We start from the raw sequence: 17,796 nt of genomic DNA on the forward strand, positions 1-17,796 counted from the left end.
ATAAAGGCTGTAAGATTAAAATTTTACAGCCTTTTTGATACTTATAGAGTTACTTAGCTACTGAAGCAAATAATTCAGTAAACTTGTCTAAACCTTCATTCGCTAATTCATCACTAATAGTTAATGCGGGTAGAAAACGTACCACGTTACTATAAAAACCACAGGCAAGAAGTACTAAACCATATTCAGCTGCTTTAGCAATTACAGCTTGTGTTAGTTCTGGATTTGGTTGTTCAAAATCACCTTCTTTAACTAATTCAATTGCAATCATTGAACCTTGATTTCTAACATCACCAATTAGCTTTGGAAATTGAGATTGTAATTCAGTTAAACGTTGATTAAATAGTTCGCCAACTTGTACTGAACGATTCACCAGGTTTTCTTCTTTAATCACATCCAATACCGCCAACGCTGCAGCGCAAGCAACGGGTGAACCACCATAAGTACCACCTAAACCACCAGGCAATGGCGCATCCATGATTTCACTCTTACCAACAACCGCAGCAATAGGGAAACCACCAGCAATACCTTTGGCCATAGTCATTAAATCGGCTTCAACACCAGCATGTTCAAAACTGAACATTTTTCCGGTGCGGCCAAAGCCAGTTTGAATTTCATCAGCAATTAATACAATGCCATGTTGATCACAAATTTTACGTAATGCTTGCAAAAACTCTGGTGGTGCAGCATAAAATCCGCCTTCACCTTGCACTGGCTCAACAATAATTGCAGCAACATCAGTAGCAGCAATATCTACTTTAAATAAGTTTTCTATCGCTTTTAAAGATGATTTAACTGAAACATCATGGCAATCCATTGGGAATGGTGCATGGAAGATATCACCAGGAAATGGACCAAATAAATTTTTATAAGGTAATATTTTACCCGTTAAAGCCATGGTTAAATTAGTGCGCCCGTGAAAGCCACCATTAAACGCAATAACACCACGACGACCAGTATGAGCACGAGCAATTTTAACGCAATTTTCTACAGCTTCAGCACCAGTAGATACAAATATTGCTTTTTTATCTGAGTCACCTGGCGCGATAGCAGTTAGTTTTTCAGCAAGTTCAACAGCAACTTCATATGGATTTACCATCACACAGGTATGACTAAATTTATCAACTTGCGTCTTAACTGCAGCCACAACTTTAGGATGACTATGACCAGTATTACAAACAGCAATACCGGTGCCAAAGTCAATGTAACGTTTACCTTCAACATCCCATAGTTCAGAGTTTACGGCACGTTCAACATACACTGGATACATGTTGCCCTGACCACGAGCTATTACTTTAGTTTTTCTGTCTTGTAATTGTTGATTATTCATTATCTTTACCTATTCTAAATCTATTTAAAGCTAGTGTTTAACACTAGCTATTTTCTACTCCGTCATAAATTGACGGTTATTAGCAGCGAGCTATTTATCAATTCCACCCATGCACAAGTACTTTATTTCCATATAGTCATCTAAACCATATTTAGAGCCTTCACGGCCACTACCTGACTGTTTTACACCGCCAAAAGGCGCTGCTGCATTTGAAATAATGCCTTCATTAATGCCTACCATGCCAAATTCTAAACCTTCGGCGACACGCCAAACACGACCAATATCGCGAGTGTAAAAGTAAGCAGCTAGGCCGTATTCGCTATCATTAGCCATCGCGAGTGCATCGCTTTCATCATTAAAAGCAATAATTGGTGATACCGGGCCAAAAATTTCGTTACAAGCAATTGGCATATCATTTGTTACGTTAGTTAAAATTGTTGGTTGGTAATAATTCTCACCAAGATGATGACCTTCACCGCCCGCAACCAAAGTTGCGCCTGCAGCAATCGATGCAGTAACCAACTTATCAACATCAGCAACGGCTGAAGATGAAATCATTGGGCCAATAGTTATCCCTTGTTCTAATCCGTTGCCTATTTCTAATGCGGCTACAGCTTGGCTGAATTTTTCAGTGAATTCAGCCAAAACGCCTTGCTGAACAAAAATTCTATTAGTGCAGACACAAGTTTGACCGGCATTACGATATTTAGAGACCATCGCTCCTTGTACTGCCGCATCTATATCAGCATCATCAAACACGATAAATGGCGCGTTACCACCAAGTTCCATCGATACTTTTTTAACCGTTGTTGCGCATTGCTCAATTAGCATTTTTCCAACCGGCGTAGAGCCAGTAAAAGTGAACTTGGCAATATCAGGATGTTGAGTAAGTACTTTCCCAATACCACGCGCATCCATACCGACCACGACATTAAATACACCAGCAGGGATACCAGCTCTTTCCGCAAGTTCAGCCATGGCTAATGCTGACAGTGGCGTTTGCGTTGCCGGACGAACGACAAATGTACATCCTGCTGCCAATGCTGCAGCAGCCTTACGAGCTATCATTGCATTTGGAAAGTTCCATGGCGTTATTGAAGCAACAACACCTACAGGTTGTTTGATCACCACAATGCGTTTATCACCTGCTGGACCTGGAATTGTATCCCCGTAAACACGCTTACCTTCTTCAGCAAACCATTCAATAAAGGCTGCGCCATAGGCGATTTCACCTTTAGCTTCTGCTAATGGCTTACCTTGCTCTAAAGTTAAAATTCGACCTAAATCATCTTGATGCTGCATCATTAAATTGAACCAATTACGCAATAACGTCGCTCTTTCATTGGCAGATTTCGCTGACCACGACTTTAATGCGCCTTTTGCAGCTTTAACTGCAAGCTCTGTTTCAGCAATACCCGCATCACTAACCTTAGCAACTTCTTCACCGGTGGCAGGGTTAGTAACTGGAAACGACGATTCGCTGCTGTGCCAACTGCCATTAATGTATGAAAAAGGTTTTAGTAAATGCTGATCTTGTAACTGCTGCATGTTTGTCTCCAACGATTCTTTATTTTATCTATTGAATAACAAATCGAACTAATGTTAAATACTAAACATTAAACCTTTAGTTTGAAGTAGGTAAAACTTTGAGTAATACGTCAATTATTCCAAAACCGATAGCAGAATACGATTTACGTTTATTACGTATTTTTGTTTCTGTGGTTGAGCATGGCGGCTTTGCTGCTGCAGAAGTTGCATTAGGTATCACTCGCTCAACCATCAGCGTGCACATGTCAAATCTTGAAACGCGAATGAAACTGAAGCTTTGTTTGCGTGGTAGAGGTGGTTTTTCTCTTACTGAAGAAGGACAAGAGGTTTATCATGCGGTTATCAACTTATTTGAGTCATTAAATGACTTTTCGTTGTATGTTGGCACTCTGGGAAAAGAGCTCAGTGGTGAAATTGTTATCCTCTGTGCCGATCAACTCGACACCAAACGACAACAAAAACTAGCCAAGGTCATTCGTCACATTCATGACAACGCACCAAATTTACATATTGTTTTAGATGGAGATTCAATTTCAAATATTGAGAAATCATTATTAAAGGATAAAGCGCACATTGGCCTTTTTCCAGGTTATCAACAAATTGAAGGTCTTAACTACACGCCAATCTATAGTGAGCCCATTTATTTATGTTGCGGAAAAGAACACCCATTTTTTGATAAAGTTGACAGCCAGATAACTGACGCAGATTTGGCAGAAGTTGCCGCAATTCATCCAGGTATTGATATTGATGATTCAGGTCGTAAGCAACTGCAAAAGCTAAATCTTGATGCTAAGGCTTATCAGTTTGATACTCGTAAAGCGATGATTTTATCCGGTCACTATATTGGCTTTATGTCACAGAGTTACATTCAAGATGAATTAAACCAAGGTCAAATCAGGTTGATCCAACCCAGTACACGAACCTATCAATTCAAATTATCTATGGTACACAAAAAAGTGCCCAGAGAAGTGAATAAAGTTAAGCTTTTAAAACAAGCCTTTACTCAAGTGTTTAGCTAGTTATAACCTCGGACATAACTGGCTGTTACCTCGCTATCATTAGAGTCGTCATCATCTATAATTTCAGAGGTATAAATTAACGAATTTTTGTTTTCAGGTTCTAATAAGTTTTCAGTTTCATTATCTAATGTATTCATAATAATCAACTTAATTCATTCTTACTTAATGATGAGAGTCTTAACATTTAACAATCATTTTTATTCACCTTAAATACAAACATATCAATCTGATGTTTGAAGTCAATAAAACTTTCTGATGTTATCATTTATAAAACTATCGTTTTTGATTGAACCTAGAGAAAAGTATAAATGAAACCAATAAACCAACGATTAGAACTAATATAGTTATTTTATCTCGATGTAAGGTTTCTGGAATCCAGATTTGATGCTTTTCTAGTAAAAAAAGTAAATACATAGAAAGCACACAAGGGGCAAGTGCGATTGCATTTTTAAAGATAAACATCATTCTGGATTTCAAGTCGTTTAACATAAGAAAGTGCTAATATTTAACGTAATAAATGAATTTTAGAATTAATTTACATGTACTACTATACCCAAATAGGAGTATATAAATTGTACAAAGCGTGAGGGTACAATAACTGATAATAAACTAGATCTTTCCTTTATTTGAATAATAAAATATGAGCATAGATATAAAGCAACTACTCAAAAATAAAGTTATTAATGAATGGCACCTGTTTTTCCTTCTATCTGTGCCACTTTCCATCATTATTCTTTTCGCTATGATGGCGTCTGACTTATCAACAGGGGCTGGAGTCTCTCATATGATAGGGTATTCGGTTAAGTGGGCAATCCCATTCATCTATATACTTGTCGCAGCGTCTTCTGTTCATACCCTATTTCCAAGTCCATTTTCAATGTGGCTGATGCGTAATCAAAAATATATCGGTTTGTGTTTTGCAGTAATGATGGCCTGGCAAGCGCTATTTATTTTTATCGTCTCGACCTTTTTACGTGATTACTATTTTGAAGAAATTTATTTATTTCGAGATGAACTTGAAGGTACTATCGGCTACATTCTTTTAACCGCTATGGTGGTAACTTCATTTCAATTGGGTCGAAAATTCGTTGATACAATGCAGTGGAAACTTGTGCACAAAGTCGGGGTGTATTTTCTCTGGGCTTATCCATTTAGCGTGTACTGGTGGAATCTTACTTATGCAGAGCCAAGGGCTATTGATTATATCTTCTATTGGGCTGGCTTTATTGCCTTTGTATTTAGAATTGCCGCTTGGGGTAAAAATCGTCAGCAATGGTCACAAACAAATATGCCCGAGAGTGTCACTCCAATTGTATTCAAACTTCTGGGAAGTGCCCTTATCATCTGTGGATGTGTTGCCTCGGCAACAGGTTTTTATTGGCAAAATTCTGTGACCACCTTTTTAACCGCTCCACCATGGTCAGCCGAATTCGAACTTTGGCTGCCTTTTTGGCCATTAGAGCCATTTCTTTCTATATTTTCCATTGCTTTGGGCACATTGTTCTTAACAAAGATCAATGACAGCAAATAATGTAATTGGTATTGTCTATGGCGTTCAGTGAATATTAGCTGCTTTTACCGCGTCCATATAGGTTCTAGAAACTGGCACCTGCAATTCATTATTTACTAACAAAAACACTTTGCGGCCATCTTTTTCTAATTTTGTTACCGCACTTAGACTAACCCACCAAGAGCGATGAGTTTGCAATCCTTGAAAATCAGCTAGCATTTCCAGAGCATCTTTGAAGCGCATTAATAATAAGTGATGACCTTTATCGGTGTAAACCTTTAGGTAGTGATCAGACATTTCTAAACAGAATAATTCTCCACGTTTTTCAACGGGTAGCAGCGCCATAAACGTTTCAAACTTTTGATCAATTTTAGCGCTGGCCTGTGTTTTTTGCTCATCAATAAGTTTTTCTGATTGTACTAATTTGTCATTTTGGTACTTTATATAATCTTTAACCATACCGATGAACGTTAGCAGGCCACCGATAACAATTACTTTTGGTAAGACTTTAAAAAAGTCTTCGCCATAGCTTATTGGGACATTAAAAAATAAATTTACCAATAAAAGGACGACAAAACTCATCAACACACTGGCAATCGATGTTGAAATAGCCACTCGTAGCCAATGCATGGAAAGCCATTTAGATAACAACAATTCACCTAAATGACCGCATGGCATATAAATAAAATAGCCCGACAAACAAGTCACTAACCAATAGGCGATAGACCATTGCAAGGGTATTTCTGCCATTCCAAACGGCGATAAAAAGCCTAAGATAAGCCCAACAACCGAGACAGTAACTATGTCATTTATAAGGCTTGATTTTCTTACTCTACGGTTTATCTGTTGATTTTTCTGGTTTATTTCACGATTCGTCAATGACACCCAATCCTTAAACGCGCATTTTGCGAATTCTTTTACCTACTTTACGAAACATCGCTGTTTATTTTAATACAGTCATTCTATCGTCTTTTCAGTGTTAAGCAATTGTTAATAACACAAGCAAACAGCTAAGCAATTGCATTTTTAACTCAACAAAAAACGAGGAATTAATTATGAAAAATATTTCAACACTTATTGCCACAGTCGCCATTAGTTCATTAAGCACCCAAGCGGTAGCTAATGAGATTGAATTTAATATCTCTGGTATTGACCTAGAAAACAGTGCATCGAATAAAATATATGTGCAGCTGTTTAAAGGTGAAGAAAACTATACCAAGGGTAAAGCCGAAGTTGCCTTAATAACAAAATCAAGTAATGGCAGTGCCACTATCACCTTTAATGACATCGATCAGGGCGACTATGCTCTGCGCTTTTTTCACGACCAAAACGATAATGGCAAACTGGAAACCAATTTGTTTGGCATGCCAGTTGAAGGCTTTGGTTTTTCCAACAATGCCAAGCCAAATTTTGGCCCGGTGAGTTATCAACAAATTAAGTTCACCGTTAACGAAGAACAAGGCAAAGTGATTAATGCCAGTACAGTAATTTACTAAGCAACGAACATAACTAAATTGGAGACAGATTATGCAACGCAGAGAATTACTTAAAGGTATTGGTGCTGTTGGTGCCACCATTGGAGTCGGCGGGTTGCTAGTTAACGGTACACTAACTGCTTCGGCAACAGAAACTAGCGCAAGCAAACTTCCGGTAAATTATAAGCAATTATTTAATCAAGCCTTGGCAAATGATCCTGACCTGATTGGTTTTGCCAATGTAGAGAATAATTTTTCCAAACAAGCGCTTACCGTTGAAGGTGTTATTCCAAAAGATATCAATGGCACCTTTTTACGCAATGGTCCCGGCAAACACGAACGCGGCGAATTACGCTATAAACATTTGTTCGAAGGCGATGGCATGCTGCAAAGCTTTACTATTGCCGATGGAAAAATTAGCCACTACGGTAAATTTATTAATACTCCTAAATTTTCACAAGAACAAAGCGCACAGAAATTTTTGTATTCTGGCCCCGACACTCACATAAATAACGCTCTGCCGGTTTCAAGCGCGGACATGATAAATACCGCTAATACTAATGTTATTAGTGTTGGTGATGACCTATGGGCGTTATGGGAAGCAGGAAGCCCTACTCGCGTAAACGCGGAAACATTAGAGTACCAACAGCAAATCAATTTGGGTGAAAATAGTAAATATGCCAGTAGCTTAAATGGTTTGCCATTTTCTGCCCACCCTAAGATTGAAGCAAATGGCGATATATGGAATTTTGGTTTAAACCCATCAGGTCATATCGTGCTTTATCATTTATCCGCCAATGGACAGATGAAAAACGTTGGTATTGTCGATGCAAAATACAAAGGTGGTATGTTGCATGATTTTTTAATGACCGAGAAACATCTGTTATTAATATTACCATCATTAACCACATCCGCTAGCACCAGCAAAGAACAGCAAGGTTATTTCTCTCGCATTGGTTTTAACAAAAATCAAGCTATGCGGGTATTGGTGGTTAACAAAGATGATTTAACCATAAGTAAACAATTTGAATTGCCTGCCGGCTTTGCGTTTCATTATGGCAATGCCTGGGAAGAATCCAATGGCACTATTCATTTTGATGCCAGTTTATACCCAAATATCGACGTATTGCATAATTTATCAAAGGTGATGATGGGTGAAATAAACAATGCCAATGTAGATGCTAAAATGGCGCTATTTACTCTTTATCCAAATGGCAAAGCAACTCAGGCAGTGCTTGAGCAAAATAGCGAATTCCCGCGAGTTTGCGATCACCTGGTTGGACAGAAATATCAGCAGCTTTACCATCTGTCATCAAATCATAACAGTTTATGGAGTGATTCGGTTTGTCGCTTCGAGGTAAGCTCAGGGATCGAGGATAAGTTTGATTTTGGCAAAGACTTTTTAGTCGAAGAGCACATTACTGTTTGCCCAAAAAACAAAGAAGGCAGCGGGTATTTAATTGGTACTGCGTTACATGTGCCAAGTAAACGCACTTGCCTGAACATTTTTCAAGCCAATAACCTCGCGCAAGGACCAATATGCAGAGCTTGGCTACCTTATCATTTGCCTTTAGGGTTTCATGGCAGTTTTAAAGCCAATCATATTGGGTAATAACCAACTAAACTTGGTGACATTATGAAAGGCTGACACATGTGATATTAAAAGTTCCTACCCTAACAGGGTATACATTTGGTGGTTATATTCTTTTAACCTATTGAGATTAAAAGTTAAAATTTGTCCATGTGACCATCAAAGGAAACGACTATGTCTAGGTACATTCGAAGCGTTATATGCACTGTATTTCTATTAGCCAGTCTTGTGTCTGCTCCTTTTTCGTTAGCTTCGTCCAAGATTGAAAACAAACCAAATATTGTCCTAGTTTTGATGGATAATTTTGGTTATGGGGAAGTTGGGGTTTACGGTGGTGGTGTTTTACGCGGAGCTGCAACGCCGAATATTGATAGCATTGCAGCTCAAGGGTTTCAATTAACTAATTTTAATGTTGAAGCAGAATGTACACCATCACGAGCAGCTTTGATGACCGGTCGTTATGGTATTCGTACGCGACAAAAACCAAGCGGCCCGCCTAGAGGTGTATGGTACGGAATAACCAAGTGGGAGATCACCTTGGCCGAGATGCTGTCTGATTCTGGTTACGCGACAGGCATTTTTGGTAAATGGCACTTGGGCGACACTAAAGGGCGTTACCCTACGGATCAGGGTTTTGATGAATGGTACGGTATTCCGAGATCATCTGACCGAGCATTCTGGCCAGATAGCACTAGCTTTGCGCCTGGTAGTCACCCAAAGGCGGTATTCACTTATGTTATGTCGGCAAAGCGCGGCGAACAACCCAAACCACTCGATGTGTACAACCGCGCCAAGCGTACAACTATCGATGGCGAAATCACAGATATGGCCATCGACTTCATCAAGCGTAAAGCTAAAGCCAAGCAGCCTTTTTTTGCCTATATCCCATATACACAAACCCATGAACCTGTAGACCCTCACCCAGACTTTAAAGGTAAGACTGGCAATGGAAAATTTGCTGACGTTCTGGCGCAAACAGATGCCTATGTTGGCAAACTGCTAGCAACAGTTGATGAGCTAAAGTTAAAAAATACCATCTTTATCTTTACGTCTGACAATGGCCGCGAAGGTGTGCCGAGGTCGTTTGGTTTTACTGGCCCTTGGCGCGGTAGTATGTTTTCTCCTTATGAAGGCTCTTTACGTGTGCCATTTTTAGTCCGCTGGCCTGAAAAAATCCCCACCAAACAAGTCTCCAACGACATTGTCCACCAAATAGATTTGTTTCCTACATTGGCCAATTGGGTAGGCGCCGAACTTCCTAAAGATCGAGTCATTGATGGTGTAAACCAGTCTAATTTCTTTATGGGAAAATCGGAAAAATCGGCACGCGAGTCTATGGTTATTTATATTGGCAACGAGCTTTTTGGAGTAAAATGGCGTAATTGGAAATTGCTTTTAAAAGAGATTGATGAACACAGTTATGCAATCAAAAAGATGGCTTATCCGACAATCTACAATTTACTGATAGATCCAAAAGAAGAGGTACCAGAGCTCAATTATCTTTCAGATACTTGGGTAGATTTTCCGTTATACCAAGTGTTAGATGATCACATTGAGTCGATAGAAAATGATGCTGGTGCGCCAAATCCCTAAGCGTAATTAAGACCTTGGTGTAGGTACTTCAGTCGCGATTTTTTGCCAAAGTGTATTTAAACACTTCATCATTAAGTCGCCATCTTGCACGGGATATGATCCCATACCAACAACCATTAAGTTTCGAGGTAAATCAAACCAAGCAAACTGCCCGTGAATACCTAGCATGGTAAATTGTTGTTGCTGTGGGTCTAATACCCAAAACTGATTTTTGTATTGCCCTTGTTTAAATAAGCTATCGTGATTACTTGCTTGATAGGCTTGCTGATACTCTTTATTTGGCACCACAAACTGCTTAATAAAATCAACAGGAACGATTTGTTTACCAGCTAAATTTTTACCTTTATTGAGAATAATAAATGCAACACGAGCGAAGTCACGCAAGCGAAGGTTAAACTGTCCTTCGGTGATTGGAAAACCCTGTGGATCGGTATTAAAGTAACCTGAAGCCTCTGCGCCAGTATGTTGGTATAATAAGCTTTCAAATATTTGGGCTAAATTTTGCTGATATACTTTTTCTAACACCATACCAAGTACGTTTGCCAAACAAGAATTATAAACAAAACTAGTACCTGGTGTTTGGTCACGTTTGTTTAAGTTTTGTAGCGCCCAAGCTTTCGCTCCAATTGCTTGTTCACCAGGTTCTGGAGGATAATACCCTGCAGCTCGCGCATAACTCCAATAATGAGCATTAGGATTAGTATAGTCTTCGTTGTATTCAATACCGGCTTGCATATCAAGCACATGTTGCAATGTCACCCCATGCCAGGCTTGATGTTGAGCGAATTCAGGTAAATAAGACGTTAGTTGTGCCGATGGATCTAATAAGCCCTGGCTAATTGCAATGGCAACTTGCATTGCACATAACGATTTTGTGCACGAGTGAATTACGTGGCGATCAGTATCAACCATACCGTTACGATAAGATTCATGCACTACTTCACCTTCGTGCATCACTAATAAACCATCATTAAAAATACGGCGATTTAACAGCTGTTCGCCTGTTATCATGCGACCTTGCATTAAGGGATCATTAAATTGCATTTGCTCAACATTCAAACGTTGTTCACTGCGTGGTAACTCAATTGTCGTTGGGCATTCTATCGCCACGGTTTTAAACAGCTTATCCATAGACAGCTGCCCAATAGCTAAATTGTCTGGCCGATCCCAGTTATGTTGGCCTATATTTAAAGACTCGTCGATAACATAACTTGGCTTGCTGGTTATGGTTTTCATTCAATGCTCTCTTTATCTTCAGCATTCCATTGAAAAATGTTTAATTCTATAAACACAAACGCAACTAACCATAAAAATGCATCCCAAAAGTCAATAAAACCACCTTTTACTCCCCAATAAGCTGCAGCAACAAATAAGGTTGAATACAGCACTGCCTTTATTACTTTATGGGTAAACATACGTCGATTAGACAATTTACCTTTGAGCTGTAAGTACACTTCAATTTCAAGAATGACCACGACTAATAACCAAGTCGCTGAATTAATCACTTCAACGGTGGATAAACGATGCGCTTCGGTTAAGTGATACTGATCGGCAATAATTTCAGTGCCATTAATTTGGTACAAAGACAGGTTGGCAAAACTTGCGCAGACTTCATTAGTTAAAGGCACATAATCATCAATGTCTCTAACGTAAGTAAAAGTGCTGCCAACTAAACTACAAACATCGTCAATAAAAAATGGACTAATGCTATGGAGCATATTGAATTTAACAATATAGCCATAAAAAGAAGATACGATAATTAAATAACATAACGCTTGAACAGCGTTAATGCTGTACTTTACCCAACCAGTAATTTTTTCATCATCAAGCACATAAGTTTCAAGCTCGAATAACAGTAATAATACTACCCAGGCCGCAGTGTCTATAGTTGCGGTAAATGCTTCAATAACTTGTAAGCCTGATACTCCTTGGGCAAAAGTTTGAGAGCTAGCGCTATAATCTTCAACAAAGAAAAAGTAAATATTCATCGACAGTAAAATATAAACCGAATATTTAAACAGTTGAAAAAAGCTGAGATTACTAAAAATAGTATTTTTGTTTACTGTAATTGTCATAGTACCGATCTTTTATTTATTATTGTTTGGTTCAAAGAATTATTTAATCACCTGAGAATAACCTAAGCAACAAATAGGCTCTACTACCCTATGGTATAGGTACTGATTTTTAAATACATATTTACTAATAAAAATACTTTTCGGTCATCTTTTTTGACTTTGTGATCGTATTCAGGTTAAACCTTGAAAGTCACGATTCTGCCACTAGCACAACATTATCTATTGATTCAGTTTGATAACGAGTAAATTTTTCGGTTAGAGTTTCACTGGTTTCGAGCAGGTGTTTTCCTTGCAAAAAATTGCAATTATAAAGTTTTGAATAAGATCGCTCGGCCAGATCGCAACAAAAAGTCACTATGGTATTACCCGGCCCCATTTTTGCGGCAGCAAACATAGCTCCGGCAACATTAAGGGCTGAACTGCTTCCCAATAAGATTCCATCACTATTAAGAATATGGCGTGAAATATCGATTAAGTCCTGATCAGGCAACGTAATGGCGTAGTCTATTTTGGCTTGACGAAAATTTTCGACACAGCGCATTATCCCTATTCCCTCGGTAAATGAACTGCCGTGACTTACAAATTTTCCATCTTTTAAGTAGCTATAAAGGCCTGAGCCATCGGGATCGACAAGCCAGGTTTTTAAATTTGGATTTTGTTCTGATAAATATCGAGAATTACCAGCTATAGTGCCCGCGGTGCCAACAACAGATACTAAGGCATCTATGTTACCTTTGGTTTGTTGCCAAATTTCGGGACCGGTATTTTCATAATGGGCCTTAGTATTGCTGATGTTTTCAAACTGATCTGCCCACCAATAATCATCATTTTCTTCACCTAGGCGTTTTGCAGTGTGGTAGAAATGATTGGGATCAGCAAAAGGACAAGCTGGCACTAATTTTAGTGTTGCCCCATAAAGCGCAATCATTTGCTCTTTTTCTTTTGCTTGGCCAGTGGGCATTACCACTAGCATTTTATATCCCAAAGCTTTTGCTACAAGCGCTAATCCAATACCAGTATTGCCCGCAGTTCCTTCTACTATGGTCATTCCAGGCTTGAGTTTACCGCTAGCAATAGCGTCTTGCACAAGTTGCAGCGCCGCCCGATCTTTTATAGAACCACCAGGGTTTTGCTGCTCGCACTTTAATAGGACTTCACAACCGGTTAAATTAGAAATGCTATTAATTCGTAATAAATCAGTATTACCTATTAATTGTGCTACGTCTGCGCGTATGGGGGGAGTTATCATAAACAAATGCTCTAGAGATATTATTATAATAAATACTAGATTGTGCATGTGACAAGTCAAGATGAGAATTTTGTTGTTACAAATTATCCAGAGGTAGAAATAACCACTAAATATTAGCCACTGGTTATTTTATCAAATTCCAGTGGCTGTTGATTTACTGTTCTTTAAACAAAACTTAATAAGTCTTCATCAAGTTGCATTAAGGTTTTAGGATCTGCCATCATAGTTTCTGCTAGTGACTTAGTTCTTGGTAGCATGCGTTCAAAATAGAATTCAGCAGTTTTAATTTTAGCACGGTAAAAATCTCTATTTTCAACATCGGTTGCCAATTTTTCATAAGCAGTTTGTGCCATTTGTGCCCAAAAATAGGCCATAGTGACATAGCCAGAGTACATCAAATAATCGACAGAAGCCGAGCCGATGATATCTCGGTCTTTCTTCGCTTTTAACGCTAAACGCAAAGTGTACTGTTGCCAATTTGCTGTTGCTTTACTTAGCGGCCAAATAAACCGGTTCATTGCGGCTTTATGCGGATTGCTTGATACCATAGATTTGTCTTTACAGAAGCCTAATATTTCAAAGGCAAATTGTTTAAACGATTTGCCACGGTTCAGCAATATTTTACGTGCCAATAAATCTAAAGATTGAATACCGGTTGTACCTTCATATAAGGTTGCAATGCGAGCATCACGAACTATTTGTTCCATGCCCCATTCTTTAATATAACCATGGCCACCAAATATTTGCATACCATGATTGGCACTTTCAGAGCCTAACTCAGTTAAAAATGCTTTCAAAATTGGCGTAATAAAGCCTAAACGGTAATCTGCTTTCTTACGTTCTTTTTCCGTTTTCGCCATTTCGATATCATCGACTAATTTTGCGGTGTAATAGATCATTGCTCTACCACCTTCACTGATGGCTTTTTGCGTCATCAACATTTTACGAACATCAGGGTGAACAATAATAGGATCGGCCACTTTTTCAGGGTGTTTTTTACCCGTTAATGAGCGCATTGATAAACGCTCTTTCGCATAAATAAGTGAATTTTGGTAAGCAAGCTCAGAAGCACAAACACCTTGTAATGCCGTACCTACTCGTGCGGTATTCATAAAGGTGAACATACATTCTAAACCTTTATTTTCTGGGCCAATTAATACCCCTCTTGCGTTATCAAAATTTAATACTGCTGTAGCAGACGCTTTAATACCCATCTTTTCTTCAAGGGATCCACAAGTGACATTATTGCTAGCAAGGATATTACCTTGTTGATCAACTTGCATTTTCGGTACGATAAATAACGAAATACCTCGAGTACCTGCAGGTGCACCTGGTAAACGCGCTAAAACTATATGAATAATATTGTCGGTTAAATCATGTTCGCCTGCCGAGATAAATATTTTAGTACCAGTAATGTTAAAAGTACCGTCACCATTATCTTCAGCTTTCGTTTTTACCTGGCCCAAATCTGTGCCACATTGAGGTTCAGTTAAGCACATAGTACCGGTCCATGTACCTTCAGTTAAACGAGTTAGATACAGCTCTTTTTGCTCAGCGCTACCATGCACCTGTATGGTATCCATTGCGCCATGGCTTAAGCCAGGGTACATAGACCAAGACCAGTTAGCGCTGCCCATCATTTCAGATTTCACCATACCTAAAGATGGCGGTAAACCTTGACCACCATGCTCAATTGGGTGTGACAAACTTTGCCAACCACCGTCAACATACTGCTTATAAGCTTGTTTAAAACCTTTCGGCGTGGTCACAACACCATCATTAAATGTGCAACCTTCTTTATCACCGCTTTGGTTTAACGGTAGGAGTTCATTTTCACAAAATTTAGCGCATTCGCCAAGAATGGCATCGACCAGATCAGGTGTTGCTTCAGCAAATTCCTCATGTTTTTGGTAGTGTTCGTAATATTTGAACACATCTTCAAGTAGAAACTTTATGTCTGTAATCGGTGCTTTATAGCTTAACATTGTGTAAATCCTAACCCTGTTTTTTATCTAATACTTACTAATTAAGCATCGAGTATAACAGAAAACAGAACTGGTCCAACCACTTTATTTGTTTAAATTTTACGCCACACTTGTTAATCTGCCTATTCACCGCGTAACAAAGGGTTAACAATGAAGAGTAATAACGTTGAACAGAAAAAAAATCCTTGCCCTAAAAATGAAGGTGATACATCTCTAAAAGATGTTGCAGGAAGTGTCGCGGCGGCATTTATTGGTGTGCAAAGTGAAAAAAATCGCCAGCGAGATTTTAGCAAGGGTAAATTTAGTCACTTTGTAATAGTTGGATTGATTGGCGTGGTGTTATTTGTAGGCGCGCTGGTGGCAATTGTCAGTTTGGTTTTACCGGATTAAAAATAGGTATTGCTACCTTTATTACCCTAACAACTTAATAAAAAGAGGGTAACTCAAGTAGCAATGCCTAATTATTTTTACTTTATTTCTTTGCATCTTGCTTGCGAGCAAATAAACACAACATATCTAAAGCTAAAGATGCGCCGGCTAAAGCAGTTATTGCTCCATGATCATAGGCGGGTGCAACTTCGACCACATCCATACCAATAACATTTACCCCCTCAATGCCACGTAGAATTCGTTGCACTTGATAAGTAGATAAACCGCCGATAACAGGTGTACCTGTACCTGGTGCAAAACTTGGATCTAAACAGTCGATATCAAAAGTTAAATAACAAAGGTTGTCACCAACCAGCTGCTTAATTTTAGCGGCTACTTGCTCTGCACCATTGTTATGTACCCACTGATTATCTAATACGTTAAAACCGAGAGTATCTTCAATCGATGTACGTTGACCTATTTGTACAGATTTAGTCGGGTCAATAATACCGTCTTTTACCGCATGATAAAACATGGTGCCGTGCTCAATTTTTCCAGCTCGATCATTCCAGGTATCGTAATGTGCATCAAAATGAATAAGTGATAAACCTTTACCATATTTTTTCGCATAAGCTTTTAAAATTGGATAAGTGACAAAGTGATCACCACCTAAGGTTAATGTTGCACAGTCGTTAGCTATTATATTGCTGATGTGAGTTTCAATTTCAGCAGGAATTCCTTCAGGTATACTGCTATCAATGCCACAGTCGCCATAATCAACCACGGCAAGTTCTTCAAATGGATCAAATCCCCAATGCGGTACTGTGCCCCAATTAATGGCCGATGACTGTTCACGAATAGCTCGCGGGCCAAAGCGTGCACCTGGGCGGTTAGTACAGGCTAAATCATAAGGAATACCCGTTACCGCAACATCAGCATGGGTTAAATCTCGGCTATATTTTCGTCTAACAAAACTTAATACACCCGAGTAGCTTGGTTCTATGTCGGTACCTAATAACTCTTCCCTAGTTATGGCAAAATCAGTAGCTCTAGTCATGTTTAACCTTATTTAAAATACTCAGGGATGTGTTTAACGACGAATACAGCCAGGAAAGCTACATAACATTTCAAAAATTAAGTTTGCAGCTAATAATGAAGTATTACCAGACGTATCGTATGGTGGAGAAACCTCTACCAGATCGGCACCAATAAGGTTAGTACCATACATGCCTCGTATAATTTCTAACGCTTGTGGCGAGGTTAATCCTGCAGGTTCTGGTGTGCCCGTTCCAGGGGCAAAAGCAGGGTCAATACCATCAATATCAAAGGTTAAATAGGTTGGCATTTCGCTGCCAATTAATTCTCGTACTTCGTTCATTAATGGCGTTAAAGATTTTAACCAGCACTCTTCAGCCTGCACAACTCGCACACCTTGATCAATTGCCCACTGAAAATCTTCAGAGCTATAGCCGGTGGCACGTTGTCCTATCTGCACCATTTTTTTAGGGTCAATCAGACCTTCTTCAATAGCACGTCTAAAAATAGTACCGTGACATTCTTTTTCGCCAAACATACTGTCATTGATATCGGCATGAGCATCTATGTGCACTAAGGCCATAGTGCCATGCTTTTTAAATAATGCCCTCAATATAGGCAAGCTAATAGTATGGTCACCACCAACAGTTACTGGCTTAATGTTATGTGCCATTATGTTGTCATAATGGGCTTCAATAATTTTAATTGAATCGGCTAAATTAAAGGTGTTGATGGCAGCATCACCAATATCAGCGATTTGAAAACTGTCAAATGGCGCGGCTTTGGTATACATACCATAAGGGCGTACTAATACAGACTCATTGCGTACAGAGCGTGGGCCAAAACGAGTGCCACTGCGATTACTAGCACCAATATCTAATGGCACTCCAACAATACCAATGTCGATTTCGTCAGTTGCTTCACTACTTGGCAGTCGAAACATTGTGCCTGGGCCAGCAAAACGTGGCATTTCATTACCACCAAGAGGTTGATTAAATGTATGTTCTGTCATGTTCT

At 39.1% G+C, this 17,796-nt stretch carries 16 protein-coding genes; 6 read left to right on the forward strand and 10 right to left on the reverse strand.

The window, feature by feature from the left end; all coding sequences use genetic code 11:
- Positions 1-49: 49 nt before the first annotated feature.
- A complete protein-coding gene (gabT, locus tag RGQ13_RS18365) occupies positions 50-1,330 on the reverse strand; it encodes a 4-aminobutyrate--2-oxoglutarate transaminase (RefSeq protein ID WP_348391179.1) in 1,281 nt (426 codons plus the stop codon).
- A 90-nt stretch (positions 1,331-1,420) separates the two neighbouring features.
- Positions 1,421-2,878, reverse strand: coding sequence for an NAD-dependent succinate-semialdehyde dehydrogenase (locus RGQ13_RS18370; protein ID WP_348391180.1), 1,458 nt, complete (start codon positions 2,876-2,878; stop codon positions 1,421-1,423).
- A 98-nt stretch (positions 2,879-2,976) separates the two neighbouring features.
- On the opposite strand from RGQ13_RS18370, the gene RGQ13_RS18375 reads away from it, so the two are divergent.
- On the forward strand, positions 2,977-3,897 hold the full coding sequence (locus RGQ13_RS18375) for a LysR family transcriptional regulator (protein ID WP_348391181.1): 921 nt from the start codon (positions 2,977-2,979) through the stop codon (positions 3,895-3,897).
- Here RGQ13_RS18375 and RGQ13_RS18380 read toward each other — a convergent pair.
- Complete coding sequence (locus tag RGQ13_RS18380; RefSeq protein ID WP_348391182.1) at positions 3,894-4,034, reverse strand: hypothetical protein; 141 nt, start codon at positions 4,032-4,034, stop codon at positions 3,894-3,896. The two genes, RGQ13_RS18375 and RGQ13_RS18380, sit on opposite strands and share 4 nt — an antisense overlap.
- Before the next feature lie 503 nt (positions 4,035-4,537).
- On the opposite strand from RGQ13_RS18380, the gene RGQ13_RS18385 reads away from it, so the two are divergent.
- Positions 4,538-5,428 carry a hypothetical protein gene (locus RGQ13_RS18385; RefSeq protein ID WP_348391183.1) on the forward strand — a complete coding sequence of 297 codons (891 nt, stop codon included), beginning with the start codon at positions 4,538-4,540 and terminating at the stop codon, positions 5,426-5,428.
- Between the two features lie 24 nt (positions 5,429-5,452).
- On the opposite strand, the gene RGQ13_RS18390 is transcribed toward RGQ13_RS18385, so the two are convergent.
- On the reverse strand, positions 5,453-6,286 hold the full coding sequence (locus RGQ13_RS18390) for a LytTR family DNA-binding domain-containing protein (protein WP_348391184.1): 834 nt from the start codon (positions 6,284-6,286) through the stop codon (positions 5,453-5,455).
- Positions 6,287-6,462: 176 nt separating this feature from the next.
- Between RGQ13_RS18390 and RGQ13_RS18395 the strand changes: the two genes are divergently transcribed.
- The 3 genes from RGQ13_RS18395 (at position 6,463) to RGQ13_RS18405 (ending at position 10,066) form a co-directional block, all read left to right on the forward strand.
- Positions 6,463-6,903 (forward strand): DUF2141 domain-containing protein, encoded by a 441-nt coding sequence (locus RGQ13_RS18395; RefSeq protein WP_348391185.1) that lies wholly within the window; start codon positions 6,463-6,465, stop codon positions 6,901-6,903.
- 31 nt (positions 6,904-6,934) lie between these two features.
- On the forward strand, positions 6,935-8,494 hold the full coding sequence (locus RGQ13_RS18400) for a carotenoid oxygenase family protein (protein ID WP_348391186.1): 1,560 nt from the start codon (positions 6,935-6,937) through the stop codon (positions 8,492-8,494).
- Between the two features lie 153 nt (positions 8,495-8,647).
- The gene (locus RGQ13_RS18405; RefSeq protein WP_348391187.1) at positions 8,648-10,066 is read left to right on the forward strand and encodes a sulfatase-like hydrolase/transferase; all 1,419 of its coding nucleotides are present in this window, start codon (positions 8,648-8,650) and stop codon (positions 10,064-10,066) included.
- Positions 10,067-10,072: 6 nt separating this feature from the next.
- Here the strand turns inward: RGQ13_RS18405 and RGQ13_RS18410 are convergent, their stop codons facing one another.
- The 4 genes from RGQ13_RS18410 to RGQ13_RS18425 form a co-directional block, all read right to left on the reverse strand.
- Positions 10,073-11,302: a serine hydrolase domain-containing protein gene (locus tag RGQ13_RS18410; protein ID WP_348391188.1), complete on the reverse strand. Its 1,230-nt coding sequence runs from the start codon at positions 11,300-11,302 to the stop codon at positions 10,073-10,075.
- Complete coding sequence (locus RGQ13_RS18415) at positions 11,299-12,141, reverse strand: hypothetical protein (RefSeq protein ID WP_348391189.1); 843 nt, start codon at positions 12,139-12,141, stop codon at positions 11,299-11,301. Before RGQ13_RS18415 ends, RGQ13_RS18410 begins: the two co-directional genes overlap by 4 nt.
- A gap of 190 nt (positions 12,142-12,331) precedes the next feature.
- Positions 12,332-13,390: a cysteine synthase A gene (locus RGQ13_RS18420; RefSeq protein ID WP_348391190.1), complete on the reverse strand. Its 1,059-nt coding sequence runs from the start codon at positions 13,388-13,390 to the stop codon at positions 12,332-12,334.
- Positions 13,391-13,554: 164 nt separating this feature from the next.
- Positions 13,555-15,375 carry an acyl-CoA dehydrogenase C-terminal domain-containing protein gene (locus RGQ13_RS18425; RefSeq protein WP_348391191.1) on the reverse strand — a complete coding sequence of 607 codons (1,821 nt, stop codon included), beginning with the start codon at positions 15,373-15,375 and terminating at the stop codon, positions 13,555-13,557.
- A 150-nt stretch (positions 15,376-15,525) separates the two neighbouring features.
- On the opposite strand from RGQ13_RS18425, the gene RGQ13_RS18430 reads away from it, so the two are divergent.
- Entirely contained in the window at positions 15,526-15,765 is a 240-nt protein-coding gene (locus RGQ13_RS18430; protein ID WP_348391192.1) for a DUF2970 domain-containing protein, read from the forward strand.
- A gap of 82 nt (positions 15,766-15,847) precedes the next feature.
- Here the strand turns inward: RGQ13_RS18430 and speB (RGQ13_RS18435) are convergent, their stop codons facing one another.
- Both speB (RGQ13_RS18435) and speB (RGQ13_RS18440) read right to left on the reverse strand, forming a co-directional pair.
- Complete coding sequence (speB, locus tag RGQ13_RS18435) at positions 15,848-16,801, reverse strand: agmatinase (RefSeq protein WP_348391193.1); 954 nt, start codon at positions 16,799-16,801, stop codon at positions 15,848-15,850.
- Between the two features lie 33 nt (positions 16,802-16,834).
- On the reverse strand, positions 16,835-17,791 hold the full coding sequence (gene speB, locus RGQ13_RS18440) for an agmatinase (RefSeq protein ID WP_348391194.1): 957 nt from the start codon (positions 17,789-17,791) through the stop codon (positions 16,835-16,837).
- Positions 17,792-17,796 lie beyond the last annotated feature (5 nt).

Source organism: Thalassotalea psychrophila (assembly GCF_031583595.1).
Lineage (GTDB): Bacteria > Pseudomonadota > Gammaproteobacteria > Enterobacterales > Alteromonadaceae > Thalassotalea_A > Thalassotalea_A psychrophila.

Bases quoted from the DNA above. Each gene is read 5' to 3' on its own strand.
- gabT (WP_348391179.1), bottom strand. From the start codon at position 1,330: ATGAATAATCAACAATTACAAGACAGAAAAACTAAAGTAATAGCTCGT.
- RGQ13_RS18370 (WP_348391180.1), bottom strand. From the start codon at position 2,878: ATGCAGCAGTTACAAGATCAGCATTTACTAAAACCTTTTTCATACATT.
- RGQ13_RS18380 (WP_348391182.1), bottom strand. From the start codon at position 4,034: ATGAATACATTAGATAATGAAACTGAAAACTTATTAGAACCTGAAAAC.
- RGQ13_RS18385 (WP_348391183.1), top strand. From the start codon at position 4,538: ATGAGCATAGATATAAAGCAACTACTCAAAAATAAAGTTATTAATGAA.
- RGQ13_RS18395 (WP_348391185.1), top strand. From the start codon at position 6,463: ATGAAAAATATTTCAACACTTATTGCCACAGTCGCCATTAGTTCATTA.
- RGQ13_RS18400 (WP_348391186.1), top strand. From the start codon at position 6,935: ATGCAACGCAGAGAATTACTTAAAGGTATTGGTGCTGTTGGTGCCACC.
- RGQ13_RS18405 (WP_348391187.1), top strand. From the start codon at position 8,648: ATGTCTAGGTACATTCGAAGCGTTATATGCACTGTATTTCTATTAGCC.
- RGQ13_RS18410 (WP_348391188.1), bottom strand. From the start codon at position 11,302: ATGAAAACCATAACCAGCAAGCCAAGTTATGTTATCGACGAGTCTTTA.
- RGQ13_RS18415 (WP_348391189.1), bottom strand. From the start codon at position 12,141: ATGACAATTACAGTAAACAAAAATACTATTTTTAGTAATCTCAGCTTT.
- RGQ13_RS18420 (WP_348391190.1), bottom strand. From the start codon at position 13,390: ATGATAACTCCCCCCATACGCGCAGACGTAGCACAATTAATAGGTAAT.
- RGQ13_RS18425 (WP_348391191.1), bottom strand. From the start codon at position 15,375: ATGTTAAGCTATAAAGCACCGATTACAGACATAAAGTTTCTACTTGAA.
- RGQ13_RS18430 (WP_348391192.1), top strand. From the start codon at position 15,526: ATGAAGAGTAATAACGTTGAACAGAAAAAAAATCCTTGCCCTAAAAAT.
- speB (WP_348391193.1), bottom strand. From the start codon at position 16,801: ATGACTAGAGCTACTGATTTTGCCATAACTAGGGAAGAGTTATTAGGT.
- speB (WP_348391194.1), bottom strand. From the start codon at position 17,791: ATGACAGAACATACATTTAATCAACCTCTTGGTGGTAATGAAATGCCA.